16 protein-coding genes are annotated in these 16,234 nt (G+C 56.0%); 11 read left to right on the top strand and 5 right to left on the bottom strand.

Features of this window, described 5'->3' with window-relative positions:
* The first annotated feature begins 54 nt into the window (after positions 1-54).
* The 7 genes from aroK (at position 55) to trpS (ending at position 6,481) form a co-directional block, all read left to right on the top strand.
* Positions 55-576 (top strand): shikimate kinase AroK, encoded by a 522-nt coding sequence (aroK, locus tag UTM25_RS17240; RefSeq protein ID WP_003861630.1) that lies wholly within the window; start codon positions 55-57, stop codon positions 574-576.
* A 57-nt stretch (positions 577-633) separates the two neighbouring features.
* A complete protein-coding gene (aroB, locus tag UTM25_RS17235) occupies positions 634-1,722 on the top strand; it encodes a 3-dehydroquinate synthase (protein ID WP_194401423.1) in 1,089 nt (362 codons plus the stop codon).
* 92 nt (positions 1,723-1,814) lie between these two features.
* Complete coding sequence (gene damX / locus UTM25_RS17230; RefSeq protein WP_194401424.1) at positions 1,815-3,131, top strand: cell division protein DamX; 1,317 nt, start codon at positions 1,815-1,817, stop codon at positions 3,129-3,131.
* 67 nt (positions 3,132-3,198) lie between these two features.
* Complete coding sequence (dam, locus tag UTM25_RS17225) at positions 3,199-4,011, top strand: adenine-specific DNA-methyltransferase (protein ID WP_033146808.1); 813 nt, start codon at positions 3,199-3,201, stop codon at positions 4,009-4,011.
* Positions 4,012-4,052: 41 nt separating this feature from the next.
* On the top strand, positions 4,053-4,730 hold the full coding sequence (gene rpe, locus UTM25_RS17220; RefSeq protein WP_024907923.1) for a ribulose-phosphate 3-epimerase: 678 nt from the start codon (positions 4,053-4,055) through the stop codon (positions 4,728-4,730).
* Positions 4,723-5,484 (top strand): phosphoglycolate phosphatase, encoded by a 762-nt coding sequence (gph, locus tag UTM25_RS17215; protein WP_194401425.1) that lies wholly within the window; start codon positions 4,723-4,725, stop codon positions 5,482-5,484. The genes rpe and gph overlap by 8 nt, the downstream gene beginning before the upstream one ends.
* Entirely contained in the window at positions 5,477-6,481 is a 1,005-nt protein-coding gene (trpS, locus tag UTM25_RS17210) for a tryptophan--tRNA ligase (RefSeq protein ID WP_023309477.1), read from the top strand. Before gph ends, trpS begins: the two co-directional genes overlap by 8 nt.
* A 143-nt stretch (positions 6,482-6,624) precedes the next feature.
* Here the strand turns inward: trpS and UTM25_RS17205 are convergent, their stop codons facing one another.
* The 4 genes from UTM25_RS17205 to nirB form a co-directional block, all read right to left on the bottom strand.
* Positions 6,625-6,795, bottom strand: a complete 171-nt coding sequence (locus UTM25_RS17205) for a YhfL family protein (protein WP_194401426.1) — start codon at positions 6,793-6,795, stop codon at positions 6,625-6,627.
* A 143-nt stretch (positions 6,796-6,938) separates the two neighbouring features.
* Entirely contained in the window at positions 6,939-8,312 is a 1,374-nt protein-coding gene (cysG, locus tag UTM25_RS17200) for a siroheme synthase CysG (RefSeq protein ID WP_194401427.1), read from the bottom strand.
* A gap of 134 nt (positions 8,313-8,446) precedes the next feature.
* Positions 8,447-8,773: a nitrite reductase small subunit NirD gene (gene nirD, locus UTM25_RS17195; protein WP_194401428.1), complete on the bottom strand. Its 327-nt coding sequence runs from the start codon at positions 8,771-8,773 to the stop codon at positions 8,447-8,449.
* A complete protein-coding gene (nirB, locus tag UTM25_RS17190; RefSeq protein WP_194401429.1) occupies positions 8,770-11,313 on the bottom strand; it encodes a nitrite reductase large subunit NirB in 2,544 nt (847 codons plus the stop codon). The genes nirD and nirB overlap by 4 nt, the downstream gene beginning before the upstream one ends.
* A gap of 239 nt (positions 11,314-11,552) precedes the next feature.
* On the opposite strand from nirB, the gene UTM25_RS17185 reads away from it, so the two are divergent.
* Positions 11,553-12,869: a cytosine deaminase gene (locus UTM25_RS17185; RefSeq protein ID WP_194401430.1), complete on the top strand. Its 1,317-nt coding sequence runs from the start codon at positions 11,553-11,555 to the stop codon at positions 12,867-12,869.
* Positions 12,870-12,872: 3 nt separating this feature from the next.
* On the opposite strand, the gene tsgA is transcribed toward UTM25_RS17185, so the two are convergent.
* On the bottom strand, positions 12,873-14,057 hold the full coding sequence (gene tsgA, locus UTM25_RS17180) for an MFS transporter TsgA (protein WP_194401431.1): 1,185 nt from the start codon (positions 14,055-14,057) through the stop codon (positions 12,873-12,875).
* Positions 14,058-14,334: 277 nt separating this feature from the next.
* Between tsgA and ppiA the strand changes: the two genes are divergently transcribed.
* The 3 genes from ppiA (at position 14,335) to pabA (ending at position 16,192) form a co-directional block, all read left to right on the top strand.
* Complete coding sequence (gene ppiA / locus UTM25_RS17175; protein WP_194401432.1) at positions 14,335-14,907, top strand: peptidylprolyl isomerase A; 573 nt, start codon at positions 14,335-14,337, stop codon at positions 14,905-14,907.
* A 106-nt stretch (positions 14,908-15,013) separates the two neighbouring features.
* Positions 15,014-15,598, top strand: a complete 585-nt coding sequence (locus UTM25_RS17170; RefSeq protein WP_194401433.1) for a putative adenosine monophosphate-protein transferase Fic — start codon at positions 15,014-15,016, stop codon at positions 15,596-15,598.
* A 30-nt stretch (positions 15,599-15,628) separates the two neighbouring features.
* The gene (gene pabA, locus UTM25_RS17165; protein ID WP_194401434.1) at positions 15,629-16,192 is read left to right on the top strand and encodes an aminodeoxychorismate synthase component 2; all 564 of its coding nucleotides are present in this window, start codon (positions 15,629-15,631) and stop codon (positions 16,190-16,192) included.
* The last annotated feature ends 42 nt before the right edge of the window (positions 16,193-16,234 follow it).

The following is a 16,234-nucleotide window of genomic DNA, read 5'->3' as shown; positions in this document are numbered from 1 at the left end:
GTGTCTGCGAAGCGGGGATTACCATTAACGAATAGTCTTAGTAGTACCGATAAAATGGCAGAGAAACGCAATATCTTTCTGGTTGGGCCTATGGGTGCCGGCAAAAGCACTATTGGGCGTCAGTTAGCTCAACAACTCAATATGGAATTTTACGATTCTGATCAAGAGATTGAGAAACGAACCGGAGCTGATGTGGGCTGGGTTTTCGATGTAGAAGGCGAAGAAGGTTTCCGTGACCGAGAAGAAAAAGTGATCAACGAACTCACGGAAAAACAGGGCATCGTTCTGGCAACAGGCGGCGGTTCTGTGAAATCTCGCGAAACCCGTAACCGTCTCTCCGCCCGTGGCGTAGTGGTCTATCTTGAGACGACCATCGAGAAACAGCTGGCACGTACGCAGCGCGATAAAAAGCGCCCGCTGCTGCAGGTTGAAACGCCACCACGCGAAGTTCTGGAAGCGTTGGCCGATGAACGCAATCCGCTGTATGAAGAGATTGCCGACGTGACCATTCGTACTGACGACCAGAGCGCTAAAGTGGTTGCAAACCAGATTATTCATATGCTGGAAAGCAACTGATTCTGGCTTTATATACACTCGCCTGCGGGTAAAAGCATTAAAGGTGGATGTCGCGTCATGGAGAGGATTACAGTTACTCTCGGGGAACGTAGTTACCCTATCACCATCGCGGCTGGTTTGTTTAACGACCCAGCTTCCTTTTTACCACTGAAAGCGGGTGATCAGGCGATGCTGGTCACCAATGAGACGCTGGCTCCGCTTTATCTCGACCGCGTACGCCACCTGCTTGAGCAGGCGGGCATAAAAGTCGACAGTGTGATTCTCCCCGATGGCGAGCAGTATAAAAGCCTGACGGTACTGGATACCGTCTTTACCGCATTGCTGCAAAAACCGCACGGTCGCGATACAACACTGCTTGCCCTGGGCGGCGGTGTTGTGGGCGATCTGACCGGCTTTGCGGCCGCAAGCTATCAACGTGGCGTCCGTTTTATTCAAATCCCGACCACGTTGCTGTCCCAGGTCGACTCCTCTGTGGGTGGAAAAACGGCAGTTAACCATCCGCTCGGCAAAAACATGATTGGCGCGTTCTACCAGCCCGCATCTGTGGTGGTGGATCTCGACTGTCTGAAAACGCTGCCGAAGCGCGAGCTGGCTTCTGGTCTGGCGGAAGTGATCAAATACGGCATTATTCTTGATGGCGAGTTCTTTAGCTGGCTTGAAGAGAATATGGATGCGCTGCTGTGCCTGGATGAGGCTAAACTGGCATACTGCATTCGTCGTTGTTGTGAACTGAAAGCAGAAGTTGTTGCAGCAGACGAGCGTGAAACGGGCTTACGTGCTTTACTGAATCTTGGGCATACGTTTGGCCACGCCATTGAAGCCGAGATGGGTTACGGCAACTGGCTGCACGGTGAAGCCGTCGCGGCCGGTATGGTCATGGCAGCCCGCACCTCTGAACGTCTGGGGCAGTTTAAACCTGAAGAGACGGCACGCATCATTGCGCTGCTTGAACGTGCAGGTTTGCCGGTAACCGGGCCGCAGGAGATGTCGGCGCAAGCGTATTTACCCCACATGATGCGCGATAAAAAAGTATTGGCAGGTGAGATGCGTCTTGTACTCCCGCTTGCAATAGGGAAGAGTGAAGTGCGCGGCGGAGTGCCGCACGATGTCGTTCTTGGCGCTATCGCTGATTGTCAGCAGGCGTAACAACTAGAAAGGTCAGGCCACTGTCGCAGGTGGTCGTTTAGCTTCAGGTGAAATGCAAAGTCGTTAGCATAAGCCTTTGAGTGGGGTGTTAAATGGATGAATTCAAACCAGAAGACGAGCTGAAACCCGATCCCAGCGATCGTCGTACTGGTCGTTCTCGTCAATCTTCAGAACGTGATAACGAGCCGCAGATCAACTTTGACGATGTTGATCTGGATGCAGACGATCGTCGCCCTTCGCGCAGCCGCAACGCGCACGAAGAGCGAGCAGAAGAGGATTATGAGTCCGAAGAAGATTCAATGGACGAACAGCCTGTAGAGCGTCGCCCGCGTAAACGTAAAAAAGCCGCTGCGCCGAAACCGGCTTCCCGCCAGTACATTATGATGGGCCTTGGCGTTCTGGTGCTTGTGCTGCTGATTGTCGGCATTGGCTCCGCGCTTAAAGCACCGTCAACGAACTCAACCGAGCAAACTGCTTCCGCTGAGAAGAGCATCAACCTGTCCGGTAACGATGCGACCAATCAGGCGAATGGCGCACAGCCTGCGCCGGGTGCGACTTCCGCAGATCAGACCGCAGGTAACACCACAGCGCCACAGGATGTTTCTCTACCGCCCGTTTCTTCAACCTCTGCTCAGGGTCAGGCACCTGCTACGCCTGAAGGCCAGCAGCGCGTAGAAGTTCAGGGAGATCTGAACAATGCGCTGACGCAGCCGCAGAACCAGCAGCAGGTTGATAACGTCGTGGTTAACTCTACGTTGCCAACTGAGCCGGCAACCGTTGCCCCGATTCGCGGTGGTAACGCTCAGCCACAAACGGCTGCGACGGAAACCAAACCGCGCCAGACGCAAACTGCGACGCGTCCTGAACGTAAGCAGGCGGTGATTGAGCCTAAGCGTGAAACCAAACCTCAGGCAGTCGTCAAAGCGCCTGAAGTGAAAGCCGTACCGGCACAGCCGAAACACACCGAAACGGCTGCGGTGAGCGAGCCTGCTAAAGCGCCAGTCACGCAGACCGCGCCGAAAGCAACGGCGACCACAACGGCACCGGCCGCCACAGCTGCGCCTGCAGCAACGGCTCCAGCAGCCACGGCAACAGCCTCCAGCGCCGCAGCAGGCAAAACGGCAGGTAACGTTGGCTCGCTGAAGTCTGCGCCATCCAGTAACTACACGCTGCAGCTGAGCAGTTCGTCTAACTATGACAACCTCAACGGTTGGGCGAAGAAATCAAATCTGAAAAACTACGTTGTTTATCAGACGACCCGCAACGGTCAACCGTGGTATGTGCTGGTCAGCGGCGTTTATTCGTCCAAAGATGAAGCGAAACGTGCCGTAGCGGCACTGCCAGCTGATGTTCAGGCAAAAAATCCCTGGGCGAAGCCGATTCATCAGGTTCAGGCCGATCTGAAGTAATGTTTAAAGCGCAGGATGCTGTCGGAGCTTTCTCCACAGCCGGAGAAGGTGTAATCAGTTAGTCAGCATGAAAAAAAATCGCGCTTTTCTGAAATGGGCAGGGGGGAAATACCCCCTGCTCGATGATATTAAAAAGCACCTGCCAAAAGGCGAGTGTCTAATCGAGCCTTTCGTAGGTGCGGGATCGGTGTTCCTCAACACCGATTTTTCTCGTTATATCCTGGCGGATATCAACAACGACCTTATCAGCCTCTATAACATTGTTAAGCTGCGTACCGAAGAGTATGTCGCAGAGGCGCGCAAACTGTTTACGCCGGAGAATAATCAGCCGGACGTTTACTACCAGTTCCGCACTGAGTTTAATCAGAGTCAGGATCCGTTCCGTCGGGCGCTGCTGTTCCTCTATCTCAACCGTCATGGTTACAACGGCCTGTGCCGCTATAACCTGCGTGGGGAATTTAATGTGCCGTTTGGTCGCTATAAGCGCCCGTATTTCCCGCAGGACGAGCTGTATCACTTTGCCGAAAAAGCGCAGAACGCAGAGTTTCATTGCCTCTCATATGAAGAGTGTATGGAACTGGCAGGCGTAAACTCGGTGGTTTACTGTGACCCGCCTTACGCACCACTGTCTGCAACGGCGAATTTCACCGCTTACCACACCAACAGCTTCAGCCCGGCCGAACAGGCTCGTCTGGCGGAGATGGCGGAAAAGCTGGTCAGCAAAAGAATTCCGGTGTTAATTTCGAATCACGACACGCCTGATACGCGCGAATGGTACAAAGCCGCGAAGCATTTTCAGGTCAAAGTGCGGCGTAGCATTAGCAGCAACGGCGGCACACGTAAAAAGGTGGACGAACTTCTGGCTCTTTATCGCCCCTGAGCCGTTTTGCCCGCCGGTAAACACATTTCAAGGAGAAGCGGATGAAACAGTTTTTGATTGCTCCCTCAATTCTGTCGGCCGATTTTGCCCGCCTGGGTGAAGACACCGCCAAAGCTCTCGCGGCTGGCGCAGATGTTGTCCATTTCGACGTTATGGACAACCACTACGTCCCTAACCTGACCATTGGCCCAATGGTGCTCAAGGCATTACGCAACTATGGCATTACCGCGCCGATCGACGTTCACCTGATGGTGAAGCCTGTTGATCGCATCGTGCCTGATTTCGCCGCAGCGGGTGCCAGCATCATCACTTTCCATCCGGAAGCCTCTGAACACGTGGACCGCACGCTGCAGCTGATCAAAGAGAACGGCTGTAAAGCGGGCCTGGTGTTTAACCCGGCCACGCCGCTGAGCTATCTCGACTATGTCATGGACAAGCTGGACGTGATTCTGCTGATGTCCGTTAACCCGGGTTTCGGCGGTCAGTCATTCATTCCCCACACACTGGATAAGCTGCGTGAAGTACGCCGTCGTATTGATGAGTCAGGTTACGATATTCGTCTGGAAGTGGACGGCGGGGTGAAAGTGAATAACATTGGTGAAATTGCGGCAGCGGGCGCGGATATGTTCGTTGCAGGTTCGGCAATTTTCGACCAACCGGATTACAAAAAAGTCATTGATGAAATGCGCCGTGAGCTGGCGAAGGTAAGTCATGGATAAATTGCAGGCAATTCGGGGTGTGGCATTCGACCTCGACGGCACGCTGGTCGACAGCGCGCCGGGCTTAACGAGCGCCGTAGACCAGGCGCTGTATGCACTTGAACTCCCCGTTGCGGGTGAAGAGCGCGTAGTAACGTGGATTGGCAACGGCGCCGATGTTCTGATGGAGCGTGCGTTGACGTGGGCTCGCCAGGAGCGCGCGTCGCAGCGTTCCGCGCAGGGTAAACCGAGCGTTGACCACGCTGACATCCCTAAGGATGAGCAGCTGCGGATTCTGCGCAAACTGTTCGATCGTTTCTATGAAGAGACCGTCGAGGAGGGCAGTTTCCTGTTCCCGGACGTTCAGGAAACGCTGAGCGCGCTGCACGCGAAGGGCATTCCGCTGGGGCTGGTGACCAACAAACCGACGCCGTTTGTTGCGCCTCTGCTGGAAACGCTCGATATCGCTAAGTATTTCTCCGTGATTGTGGGCGGCGACGACGTGCAGAACAAAAAGCCGCATCCGGAACCGCTGTTGCTGGTGGCAGGAAAATTATCCTTAACCCCTGCGGAGCTGCTCTTTGTCGGGGATTCGCGCAATGATATTCTGGCTGCCCGAGCGGCAGGGTGTCCTTCCGTCGGATTAACCTATGGCTACAACTACGGTGAAGCCATCACGCTAAGTGAGCCGGATGTGGTCTTCGACCACTTCAAAGATTTGTTGCCCGCACTCGGGCTTTCGCACAGTGAACATCAGGAATTGAATAATGACTAAGCCCATCGTTTTTAGTGGCGCACAGCCTTCAGGTGAATTGACCATTGGTAACTACATGGGTGCGTTACGTCAGTGGGTCAGCATGCAGGATGAGTACCATTGCATTTACTGCATCGTCGATCTCCATGCGATTACCGCGCGTCAGGATCCTGAGAAGCTGCGTAAAGCCACCCTGGACACCCTGGCGCTGTACCTGGCCTGCGGCATCGATCCTGAGAAGAGCACCATTTTCGTTCAGTCTCACGTGCCGGAGCACGCGCAGCTGGGCTGGGCGCTGAACTGCTACACCTATTTCGGCGAGCTGAGCCGCATGACCCAGTTCAAGGATAAATCCGCGCGCTACTCTGAAAACATCAACGCCGGCCTGTTCGACTATCCGGTGCTGATGGCGGCAGACATCCTGCTGTATCAAACCAACCAGGTGCCGGTAGGTGAAGACCAGAAGCAGCATCTGGAGCTGAGCCGCGATATCGCCCAGCGCTTTAACGCGATTTACGGCGATGTGTTCAAAGTGCCAGAGCCGTTTATTCCGAAGTCCGGCGCGCGTGTGATGTCGCTGCTGGAGCCGACCAAGAAGATGTCCAAGTCTGACGATAACCGCAACAACGTTATCGGCCTGCTGGAAGATCCGAAATCCGTCGTCAAAAAGCTCAAGCGCGCGGTCACCGACTCCGACGAGCCGCCTGTGGTGCGCTACGACGTGCAGAACAAAGCGGGCGTTTCCAACCTGCTGGATATCCTCTCCGGCGTGACTGGCCAGAGCATCCCTGAACTGGAAAAACACTTCGAAGGCAAGATGTACGGCCACCTGAAAGGTGAAGTGGCAGACGCCGTTTCCGGCATGCTGACCGAGCTTCAGGAGCGTTATCACCGCTACCGTAACGACGAAGCTTTCCTGCAGAAGGTGATGAAAGACGGCGCGGAAAAAGCCAGCGCGCGCGCGTCCGAAACCCTGAAAGCGGTGTACGAAGCGATTGGGTTTGTGGGTAAACCGTAGGTAAAAGCAAAACGGTAATCACGTTACCGTTTTTAGGGTTTGTTCCCTCTCCCTGTGGGAGAGGGGCAGGGTGAGGGCATCAGGCCGCACTTCCCTAAACAAAAAAACCGGGATATCCCGGTTTTTTTACGCCTGAAAATCGCTTACTGCTGCGCCTCCGGGCCGCAACCGCCGATGATCTTCGAAATGGAGATCGCCGGGTGCAGCAGGTAATCGTAGCTGCAGTTATTTTTGGTGTTCTGTACATGACCGGTACAGGCAGTCAGAGTCGATAACAGGCCAACCAGAACGGTGGCTTTTGCCAGTTTGAACATACGCATTCCTTGTCTTAAAAACGAAAGTTGGATGCAACTCAAGGGAATAAAGGGAGAAATTCCACTTCGGGGCGGTATGTTATCGACAGCAGTAAGAGGGGAGTAGTCCGCATAAGGACTACTCCGGAAAGGAAGATTATGCGTTAGTGATTCGAGAACCAGTTCAGCTTATCGCGCAGCTCAACCACGCGACCCACCACAATCAGCGCCGGGCTTTCGACCTGCTGCGCCAGCTCGCCTAACTGCGTCAGTACGCCATCCACCACGCGTTGCTTGATGGACGTACCGTTTTCCACCAGCGCAACCGGCATATCAGCCTCCATGCCGTGCTCCAGCAGCTTCGCCTGAATCGTCGCGGCCTGGTTCAGCCCCATGTAGAACACCAGAGTTTGCTTTTCAGCGGCCAGGTTATGCCAGTCCAACTCGCAGCCGGTTTTCAGATGGCCCGTCACCAGACGCACGCTCTGAGCATAGTCGCGGTGGGTCAACGGAATGCCAGAGTACGCTGAGCAGCCGGATGCCGCCGTAATGCCCGGCACCACGGAGAAGGGAATACCCGCGTCACACAGGGTTTCCAGCTCCTCGCCGCCGCGACCAAAGATAAACGGATCGCCACCCTTAAGGCGCACCACGCGCTTACCTTTCTGCGCCTCGCGCAGCAGGATCTGGTTAATCTCCTCCTGCGGTACGCAGTGATAGCCCGCCCGTTTTCCAACGAATACGCGGTCGGCATCGCGGCGCACCAGGTTCATGATGTCATCGGAGACCAGGCGATCGTAAACCACGGTATCGGCCTGCTGGATCTGCTGTAGCCCTTTCAGCGTCAACAAGCCCGCATCGCCGGGGCCTGCGCCCACCAGGACCACTTCACCGCGGTGGTCCAGCGGCTCGCTCAGCAGCTGTTCGGTCGTCTCTTCAACGGCTTTGGTGTCCTGATTCGCCAGCGACTGCGCCAGCCTGTCGTTCACAAAGAATTTTTCCCAGAAGCGACGACGCTCGCCCACGGTCGAGAAGGTTTGCTTCACGCGTGAACGCAGTTGCCCTGCATAGTGGGCAATCTGGCCAAGATGCTGGGGCAGCATGGCCTCCAGTTTTTCCCGCAGCAGGCGGGCAAGAACCGGCGAGCGTCCGCCGGACGACACCGCAATCATCAGCGGCGAGCGGTCGATAATCGACGGCATGATAAAGCTGGCTTCTTTCGGCGCATCCACCACGTTGCAGAAGATTCGGCGCACTTCGCAGGCGTCGCTGACGCGCTGGTTCACTTCATCATCGTCCGTTGCGGCAATCGTCAGCCAGCAGGTATCGAGCAGGAATTCATTAAACTCTCCCTGCACCAGCGTGAGCATTCCTTCCTGGGCCCAGACCTCAAACTGCGGGGCGAAAGCGAGGGCGTTGACGGTCAGTCGGGCGCCAGCCTCTAGCAGCAGGCGCGCTTTGCGTTCAGCCACGTCGCCGCCGCCCACGAGCAGGCAGTCGCGGTTGCGTAATTGACAAAAAATCGGCAGGTGATCCACGACGTTACCTCGCAGCATTCATGGAGGGGGTAAGAATTGACGTCAGGATAACAGCAGGAATCGTACAGAACATACGGTTTTTCCTGCCGTTACCCATAAGGGGTCATAAGCTTTTCGTATTGAAAACGCGGGGATTAGCCTTTCAACTGCACCTTGCCGTCCTTCACGCGAACGTCATAGTGCTTCACTGAATGACTCTCATCTTCCATGCAGTAACCGTCGCTTAAGCGGAAACGCTGCTTTTTCAGCGGGCTGGCGACCCACAGTTCACCCTGGTGCTCGGCAATCAGGCCGCGGGATAGCACGCTGGCCTCGAAGAACGGGTCGATATTGCTGATGGCAAAAACCTGTTCGTCGTGGCGAGGGCGGAAAATCGCGACCTGCTCGTTGCCCAGCAGCGCACAAACGCCGGTGGCGGGGAGAATGTCGTTAATATTGCAGATGTTTACCCACTGGCTCATGCGTTTTCCTCCACCAGCGTGACTGGAATACGTTCATACGGCGTCGCCGGACGATGCTGTTCACGCTCCGGCACGACCTGCACGTTCGGGTCGCGCTGTGTGCTGTTGATGAAGTGTTTGAAGCGCGTCTGCGCCGCCGGGGAGTTGACGGTTTCCGTCCACTCGCAGATCACCGCCTCGCGCAGGCGCGCCATCTCGGCTTCCAGATGTTCGTTCAGGCCCAGCTTGTCGTCGATGATCACCGATTTCAGGTAGTCGATGCCGCCTTCCAGATTATCGAGCCAGGAGGCGGTACGGGTCAGCTTATCGGCGGTACGGATGTAAAACATCATGAAGCGGTCGAGATACTGAATCAGCGTGTCGCGATCGAGATCCGCCGCCAGCAGATCCGCGTGGCGTGGCTTCATCCCGCCGTTGCCGCAGACGTACAGGTTCCAGCCTTTCTCGGTGGCGATGATACCCACGTCTTTACCCTGCGCTTCCGCACATTCGCGGGTACAGCCGGAGACGCCAAACTTCATTTTGTGCGGGGTGCGGATGCCTTTGTAGCGGTTTTCCAGCTCCACGCCGAAGCCCACGCTGTCGCCGACGCCGTAGCGGCACCAGGTGCTCCCCACGCAGGTTTTCGCCATACGCAGCGCTTTGGCATACGCGTGACCGGTTTCGAAGCCGGCTTCAATCAGCTGACGCCAGATTTCCGGCAGGTCGTCTTTCTGCGCGCCAAACAGGCCGATACGCTGGGAGCCGGTGATTTTGGTGTACAGGTTAAATTCACGGGCGATACGGCCCACGGCCACCAGCCCTTCCGGCGTGATTTCGCCCCCGGCAGAACGTGGAATAACAGAGTAGGTACCGTCTTTCTGGATGTTGGCCAGGAAGTTGTCGTTGGTGTCCTGCAGCGGCGTATGCTCGGGCTTGAGCACGTACTCGTTCCAGCAGGAAGCCAGCAGGGAGCCGACGGTCGGTTTACACACTTCGCAGCCGTAGCCCTGGCCGTGCTTCGCCAGCAGTTCGTCGAAGGACTTAATGCCCTCCACGCGGATCAGGTGGTACAGCTCCTGGCGAGAATACGCGAAGTGCTCGCACAGGTTGTTGTTTACTTCGATGCCCTGTTTCGCCAGCTCGGCGTTCAGCACCTGAGTGACCAGCGGAATACAGCCGCCGCAGCCGGTACCGGCTTTGGTTTCCGCTTTCAGCGCCGCCACGGTGTGGCAGCCTTTGTTGATGGCGGAGATCAACATGCCTTTAGTGACGTCGAAGCAGGAGCAAATTTGCGCGCTGTCCGGCAGTTTATCCACGCCGATAGACGGCTTGCCACTGGACGCGTGCGCCGGGAGGATCAGCGCGTCCGGGTTTTCCGGCAGCTCGATGGCGTTCAGCACCAGCTGGAGCAGGTTGCCGAAGTCGCTGGTGTCGCCCACCAGCACCGCGCCGAGCAGGGTTTTGTTGTCCTGGCTGACAATGAGGCGTTTATAGACTTCTTTGCTTTCGTCGAGATAGACATAGCTGCGAGCGCCGGCCGTGCGGCCGTGCGCATCGCCAATACCGCCCACGTCCACGCCCAGCAGCTTCAGCTTGGCGCTCATGTCTGCACCGGTAAACGCGTTTTCGCTGCCGAGGATATGGTCCACGGCGACCTGCGCCATTTTGTAGCCCGGCGCCACCAGACCGTAGACGCGGTTATTCCAGCTGGCGCATTCGCCAATCGCGTAGATATCCGGATCGGAGGTCTGGCAGGCGTCGTTGATCATGATCCCGCCGCGCTGCGCCACGGCCAGACCGCACTGGGTCGCCAGCTTGTCGCGCGGACGAATACCGGTGGAGAAGACGATGAAGTCAACTTCCAGCTCGCTGCCGTCGGCAAAGCGCATGGTTTTACGCGCTTCAGTTCCTTCCTGCACGATCTCTTTGGTGTTCTTGCTGGTATGAACCTTCACGCCCATGCTTTCGATTTTACGACGCAGCTGGTCACCGCCCATGTGGTCCAGCTGTTCGGCCATCAGCATCGGGGCAAATTCGATGACGTGGGTTTCAACGCCGAGGTTTTTCAGCGCGCCAGCCGCTTCCAGGCCCAGCAAACCGCCGCCGACCACCGCACCGCGACGGCTTCGGCGCGCGCAGGACTCAATGGCGTTGAGGTCTTCAATGGTACGGTAGACGAAGCAATCCTGAGTTTCCGAGCCTTTGATAGGGGGGATCCACGGATAGGAGCCCGTCGCCATGATCAGCTTGTCGTAAAAAACCGTACGCCCGGCGCTGGAGTGGATCACTTTTTCCTGACGGTTGATGGTGATAGCGCGTTCGCCCACCAGCACTTTTACGCCATGCTTCTCGTAGAAACCTTCGCGCACCAGAGAGAGCTCTTCGGCGGTATGATGGGAGAAGTAGGAAGACAGGTGCACACGGTCGTACGCCTTGCGGGGTTCTTCACAGAACACGGTAATATCGAACTGCTCAGCATCGGCCTTATCGAGAAGATCCTCAATAAAGCGGTGGCCGACCATGCCGTTACCGATGATAGCGAGTCTGACTTTGCTCATTATTGCCTCGATTTCTTTTCTATTATTGCCTACCTTAACGATTCAGCAGGGGCACTTATTGATGCAAATCAAATACGTCTTAGCCTACTCCTTAGGTGGTATGCGACTGATTTGTCAGGATTTTTATAAGTGGCGGAAATCGCAGGCTTTTCGTGCCTGTTGAATTTGTGTACAAACCAGGGGCGGTTTTGCCAAAATCGATACGCCTGAATATCAGCGGCGTTTTTTAGGGGAAGGGTATGTCTACAACACCGTTATGGCTTGTTCAGAATGTTCGTTTACCGGGTCGGGAAGGGCTGTGGCAACTCGCCATTGAGAACGGGCGATTTGGTGACATCACCCCGATGGACGACACCCACGCCGAAAGTTATGAAGTACTGAACGCGCGCGGTGGGCTTGCTATCCCGCCGTTCATTGAGCCGCATATCCATCTTGATACGACCCAGACGGCGGGTGAGCCGAACTGGAACCAGTCCGGCACGCTGTTCGAAGGCATTGAGCGCTGGGCGGAGCGCAAGGCGTTGCTCAGCCATGAGGATGTCAAAGCGCGCGCCTGGAAAACGCTGAAGTGGCAAATCGCCAACGGCATCCAGTTTGTCCGCACCCATGTGGATGTCTCCGACCCGACGCTCACCGCCCTGAAGGCGATGCTGGAGGTGAAGCAGGAGGTTGCCCCGTGGGTGACGCTGCAAATCGTCGCGTTTCCGCAGGAAGGTATTCTCTCTTACCCGAACGGCGCGGCGCTGCTGGAAGAGGCGTTAAAGCTGGGGGCCGAAGTGGTGGGGGCGATCCCGCACTTCGAGTTCACCCGCGAGTATGGCGTACAGTCGCTGCATATCGCTTTTGAACTGGCGAAGAAGTATGACCGTCCGCTGGATATCCACTGCGATGAAATCGACGACGAGCAGTCGCGGTTTGTCGAGACGGTGGCCGCGCTGGCGTATGAGGCCGGCATCGGCCCGCGCGTGACGGCCAGCCACACTACCGCCATGCACTCCTACAACGGCGCATACACCTCGCGGCTTTTCCGCCTGCTGAAGATGTCGGGAATTAACTTCGTCGCTAATCCGCTGGTCAATATCCATCTGCAGGGGCGTTTTGATGACTATCCGAAGCGCCGCGGCATCACCCGGGTGAAAGAGCTGCAGGAAGCGGGCATTAACGTCTGCTTCGGCCATGACGACGTCTTCGATCCGTGGTACCCGCTCGGCACCGGCAACATGCTGCAGGTGCTGCATATGGGGCTGCACGTCTGTCAGATGATGGGCTATCCGCAAATCGACAGCGGTTTGAATCTCATCACCCATAACAGCGCCCGTACCTTCGGCCTGAGCGATTACGGTATTGCAACGGGAAACCCGGCAAACCTGATTATTCTGCCTGCGGAGAGCGGGTTTGAAGCGGTGCGCTGTCAGGTGCCGGTGCGCTGGTCGATTCGTCAGGGACGCGTGATTGCCACGACGCAGTTGGCGCAGACGTGGATCCAGATGGATATCGGGGGAGAAGAGGTAAGCTTTGCCAGAAACAGCCCCTCTGCCGAGCGCAAAGGGGCGTAGGGGTTAGTGAGACGCTGCTGCCGCGTTGTGCTGGCGGTGGCGGGTCACGAAGCCCAGAACGAAGCACATGATAAATACCACGGCATACAGGCCGTTCGCGGTGTGCAGCGCCGCCAGCGGACCGCTGTGGGCGACGATCGGGCCGGTGACCACGAAGGTCAGCATGGTGCCGATGGTGCCGCAGGTCAGAACGAAGTTAACCAGCTTCGGCGAGGCCACTTTGGTCTGCAGGGAGCCCAGGGTGATGATCGAGGTATAAATGGCGCTGGAGAAGAAGCCCAGGGTCAGAATGAACCACGGCATATGCTCCGGAGAACCGTTGATGAACAGGTACATCAGCACGGTCGCCAGCCCCGCCAGCACGGTCAGAATGCGCTGCAGGTCGAAGAAGCGCAGGATGAAGCTGAACGCCCACATGCCGAACATGTAAGACATCCAGAAATCGCTCACCAGTTTACCCGCATCGTTCAGGCTCATGCCCAGACCTTTGGCGTACTCCGGTACCCAGGAGATAAAGCCCAGCTGGCCCAGGATGTAGCACAGGGCGGCAACGGAGAGGAACAGCACGCCGATGCCCCACTTTTCTTTCGCAACGGGCTCTGCGGTGGTGTGCGCTTTTTTACCCAGAACCGGGAAGTCGCAGCCGAAGGTCAGAATAAAGATTGCCACGTAGACCAGGCCGATGCAGGCATAAACCCAGTACCACTCAATGCTGCGCGCCAGCAGAACGGCCGCAACCATCGGGAAAATCATCCCGGCCATGCTGAAGAAGGAGTCGGTAAACAGCAGGCGCGCGCCGCGCTGGCGGCCTTCATACATATGGGTAATCAGGAACGTACCGATCGACATGGTGATCCCGCTGACCAGACCGAGCACGAACATGGCGGCTGAGAACAGGGCGATGCTGTGGCTCAGCATCAGACCCGCCACGGCGGCGACCATCAGCACGAAGCCGAAGCGAAGCTGGGTTTTCAGCGGCACGATTTCCATCAGCCAGGCGTTCAGGAAGATAGAGATCAGGATCCCCGCGTTGAGGAAGGTGAAGGTGTTACTCATGCTGGAAACGGGCAGCTGGAAGTAGTCTGCGATATTCCCCATCACCATCCCGGTGACGATCACCAACGCGCCGGTCAGAGCGTAGGAGAAGAAGCTGATCCATGTGAGCTTGATGCGATTGCTGTTAGTCATGTCTGGCCTGTTCAGAAAAAGAAAAGCGCCCAGGGGGCGCTGAGAGGGGCAGATTTTAGACATTAAAGTGATCTATTCATATCTTTTAAGAGAAATTCGAACTTAATTGCATGTTTTTGTGTGATCTCGATCACACAAAATGACGCTAAAGCCAACCGTTTGCGCGGTTACAACTGTTTCAATTTCGTAAAATTAGGTAAAAGGCTGGTCTCCGTTCATACTGCTCTTTAGAATCAAGCCATTCGCTTTTTATACTGCGCTTTGTTAAGGAATTCTCATGCTCAAATCAACACTGGCGGCTGTCGCAGCTGTGTTTGCTCTTTCTGCCGTTTCCCCTGCTGCGCTGGCAGCAAAAGGGGACCCTCACGTTCTGCTGACCACCTCCGCCGGGAACATTGAGCTGGAACTGAATAGCCAGAAAGCTCCGGTTTCTGTGAAAAACTTCCTCGACTATGTGAATAGTGGTTTCTATAACAACACCACTTTCCACCGCGTGATCCCAGGCTTCATGATTCAGGGTGGCGGCTTCAACGAGCAAATGCAGCAGAAACAGCCGAACCCGCCTATTAAAAACGAAGCGGACAATGGCCTGCTGAACAAGCGTGGCACCATCTCCATGGCGCGTACCGCAGACAAAGATAGCGCGACCAGCCAGTTCTTCCTGAACGTGGCGGATAACGCCTTCCTCGACCACGGTCAACGCGACTTTGGCTATGCCGTTTTCGGTAAGATTGTGAAGGGCATGGAAGTGGCCGATAAGATTTCTCAGGTACCTACCCACGACGTCGGTCCGTATCAGAATGTGCCGTCAAAACCGGTGGTTATTCTCTCCGCAAAAGTTCTGCCGTAATTCTTCTGAACGCGGGCTTCTTCTGCCCGCGTTACGTGACCCTCCCTGCGAAAGCGCGTTTTGCTGCTTATACTTGTGGCAAACGGACTATTCAGGGAGGCGTTAAGTGAAAAAGCTCACCGACAAGCAAAAATCCCGTCTCTGGGAACAGCAGCGTAACGTCAATTTACAGGCCAGTTGTCTCCTTGAAAAAGGTAATGGTCCCTCAGAGCCCCATATTGAGACGCTGGAGCTTGGGCCTTCCGCGCCCGGGTTGCCCCATATGTGTCTTATTCATCGTCATTTGTACCGCAGCGAGATGAAGCGGGCTGGCGAGTTCCGCACCGACGATATTTTTAAAGGTGACATTCCCTTCTGCCATTTTGAGTACATCGAAAAGATGGGTAATGAGCTGATGGCGGCGCTGGAAAGTGAAAAGTATCTCGTGGGCCTTGAGAAAGCGGCGTTTGTTGACAGAATTAGTCACTATTACTGCGAAATCAACATGCTGCATCCGTTTATGCGCGGTAACGGTATTGCCCAACGCGTTTTCTTCGAGCAGCTGGCGCTCCACGCGGGCTATGCGCTGGACTGGCGCGATATCGATCCCGAGCTGTGGGTGGAGGCTAACCGAAGTGGCGCAACGGGAGATTTAACCGCGTTAAACGCTATCTTTGCCAAAGTAGTGAGCGAAGCGCGGGAATCTGAGTAGAATAGGGCGGCATTTTTTTCGGGGGCCGCCATGATTCTGCTGATTGATAACTACGATTCCTTCACCTGGAACCTTTACCAGTATTTTTGTGAACTGGGTGCAGAGGTGGTTGTCCGCCGCAACGACGAGATCGATCTCGCCGATATTGAGATGATGGCTCCGCAGAAAATCGTGATTTCTCCGGGGCCGTGTACGCCGTCGGAATCGGGTATTTCTCTGGATGTTATTCAGCACTATGCCGGCAAGCTGCCAATCCTGGGCGTCTGTCTGGGCCATCAGGCGATTGCCCAGACGTTTGGCGCCACCATCGTGCGCGCCGCGAAAGTGATGCACGGTAAAACCTCTCCGGTCACCCACGCCGGCACCGGGGTATTCACGGGGCTCAATAATCCGTTAACCGTGACGCGCTACCATTCTCTGGTCATTGACCCGCCGACGCTGCCCGCCTGCTTTGAGGTGACCGCCTGGAGCGATACGCAGGAGATCATGGGGATTCGTCACCGCGAATGGGACCTCGAAGGCGTGCAGTTCCACCCGGAAAGCATCCTCAGCGAGCAGGGCCACGCGCTGCTGGCAAATTTCCTCCATCGCTGAATAACTGTTGCCTTGTTGTGATTTTTTATGCATATTTTGTGA

This window comes from Enterobacter sp. 61D5, from assembly GCF_034107965.1.
GTDB classification, from domain to species: Bacteria; Pseudomonadota; Gammaproteobacteria; order Enterobacterales; family Enterobacteriaceae; genus Enterobacter; species Enterobacter cloacae_M.
The sequence above is the reverse complement of the archived record's forward strand: the minus strand, read 5'-3'. Positions and strand labels throughout refer to the sequence as shown.

Bases quoted from the DNA above. Each gene is read 5' to 3' on its own strand.
- pabA (WP_194401434.1), top strand. From the start codon at position 15,629: ATGATTCTGCTGATTGATAACTACGATTCCTTCACCTGGAACCTTTAC.
- damX (WP_194401424.1), top strand. From the start codon at position 1,815: ATGGATGAATTCAAACCAGAAGACGAGCTGAAACCCGATCCCAGCGAT.
- aroB (WP_194401423.1), top strand. From the start codon at position 634: ATGGAGAGGATTACAGTTACTCTCGGGGAACGTAGTTACCCTATCACC.
- trpS (WP_023309477.1), top strand. From the start codon at position 5,477: ATGACTAAGCCCATCGTTTTTAGTGGCGCACAGCCTTCAGGTGAATTG.
- nirD (WP_194401428.1), bottom strand. From the start codon at position 8,773: ATGAGCCAGTGGGTAAACATCTGCAATATTAACGACATTCTCCCCGCC.
- aroK (WP_003861630.1), top strand. From the start codon at position 55: ATGGCAGAGAAACGCAATATCTTTCTGGTTGGGCCTATGGGTGCCGGC.
- gph (WP_194401425.1), top strand. From the start codon at position 4,723: ATGGATAAATTGCAGGCAATTCGGGGTGTGGCATTCGACCTCGACGGC.
- ppiA (WP_194401432.1), top strand. From the start codon at position 14,335: ATGCTCAAATCAACACTGGCGGCTGTCGCAGCTGTGTTTGCTCTTTCT.
- dam (WP_033146808.1), top strand. From the start codon at position 3,199: ATGAAAAAAAATCGCGCTTTTCTGAAATGGGCAGGGGGGAAATACCCC.
- tsgA (WP_194401431.1), bottom strand. From the start codon at position 14,057: ATGACTAACAGCAATCGCATCAAGCTCACATGGATCAGCTTCTTCTCC.
- UTM25_RS17185 (WP_194401430.1), top strand. From the start codon at position 11,553: ATGTCTACAACACCGTTATGGCTTGTTCAGAATGTTCGTTTACCGGGT.
- UTM25_RS17205 (WP_194401426.1), bottom strand. From the start codon at position 6,795: ATGTTCAAACTGGCAAAAGCCACCGTTCTGGTTGGCCTGTTATCGACT.
- nirB (WP_194401429.1), bottom strand. From the start codon at position 11,313: ATGAGCAAAGTCAGACTCGCTATCATCGGTAACGGCATGGTCGGCCAC.
- rpe (WP_024907923.1), top strand. From the start codon at position 4,053: ATGAAACAGTTTTTGATTGCTCCCTCAATTCTGTCGGCCGATTTTGCC.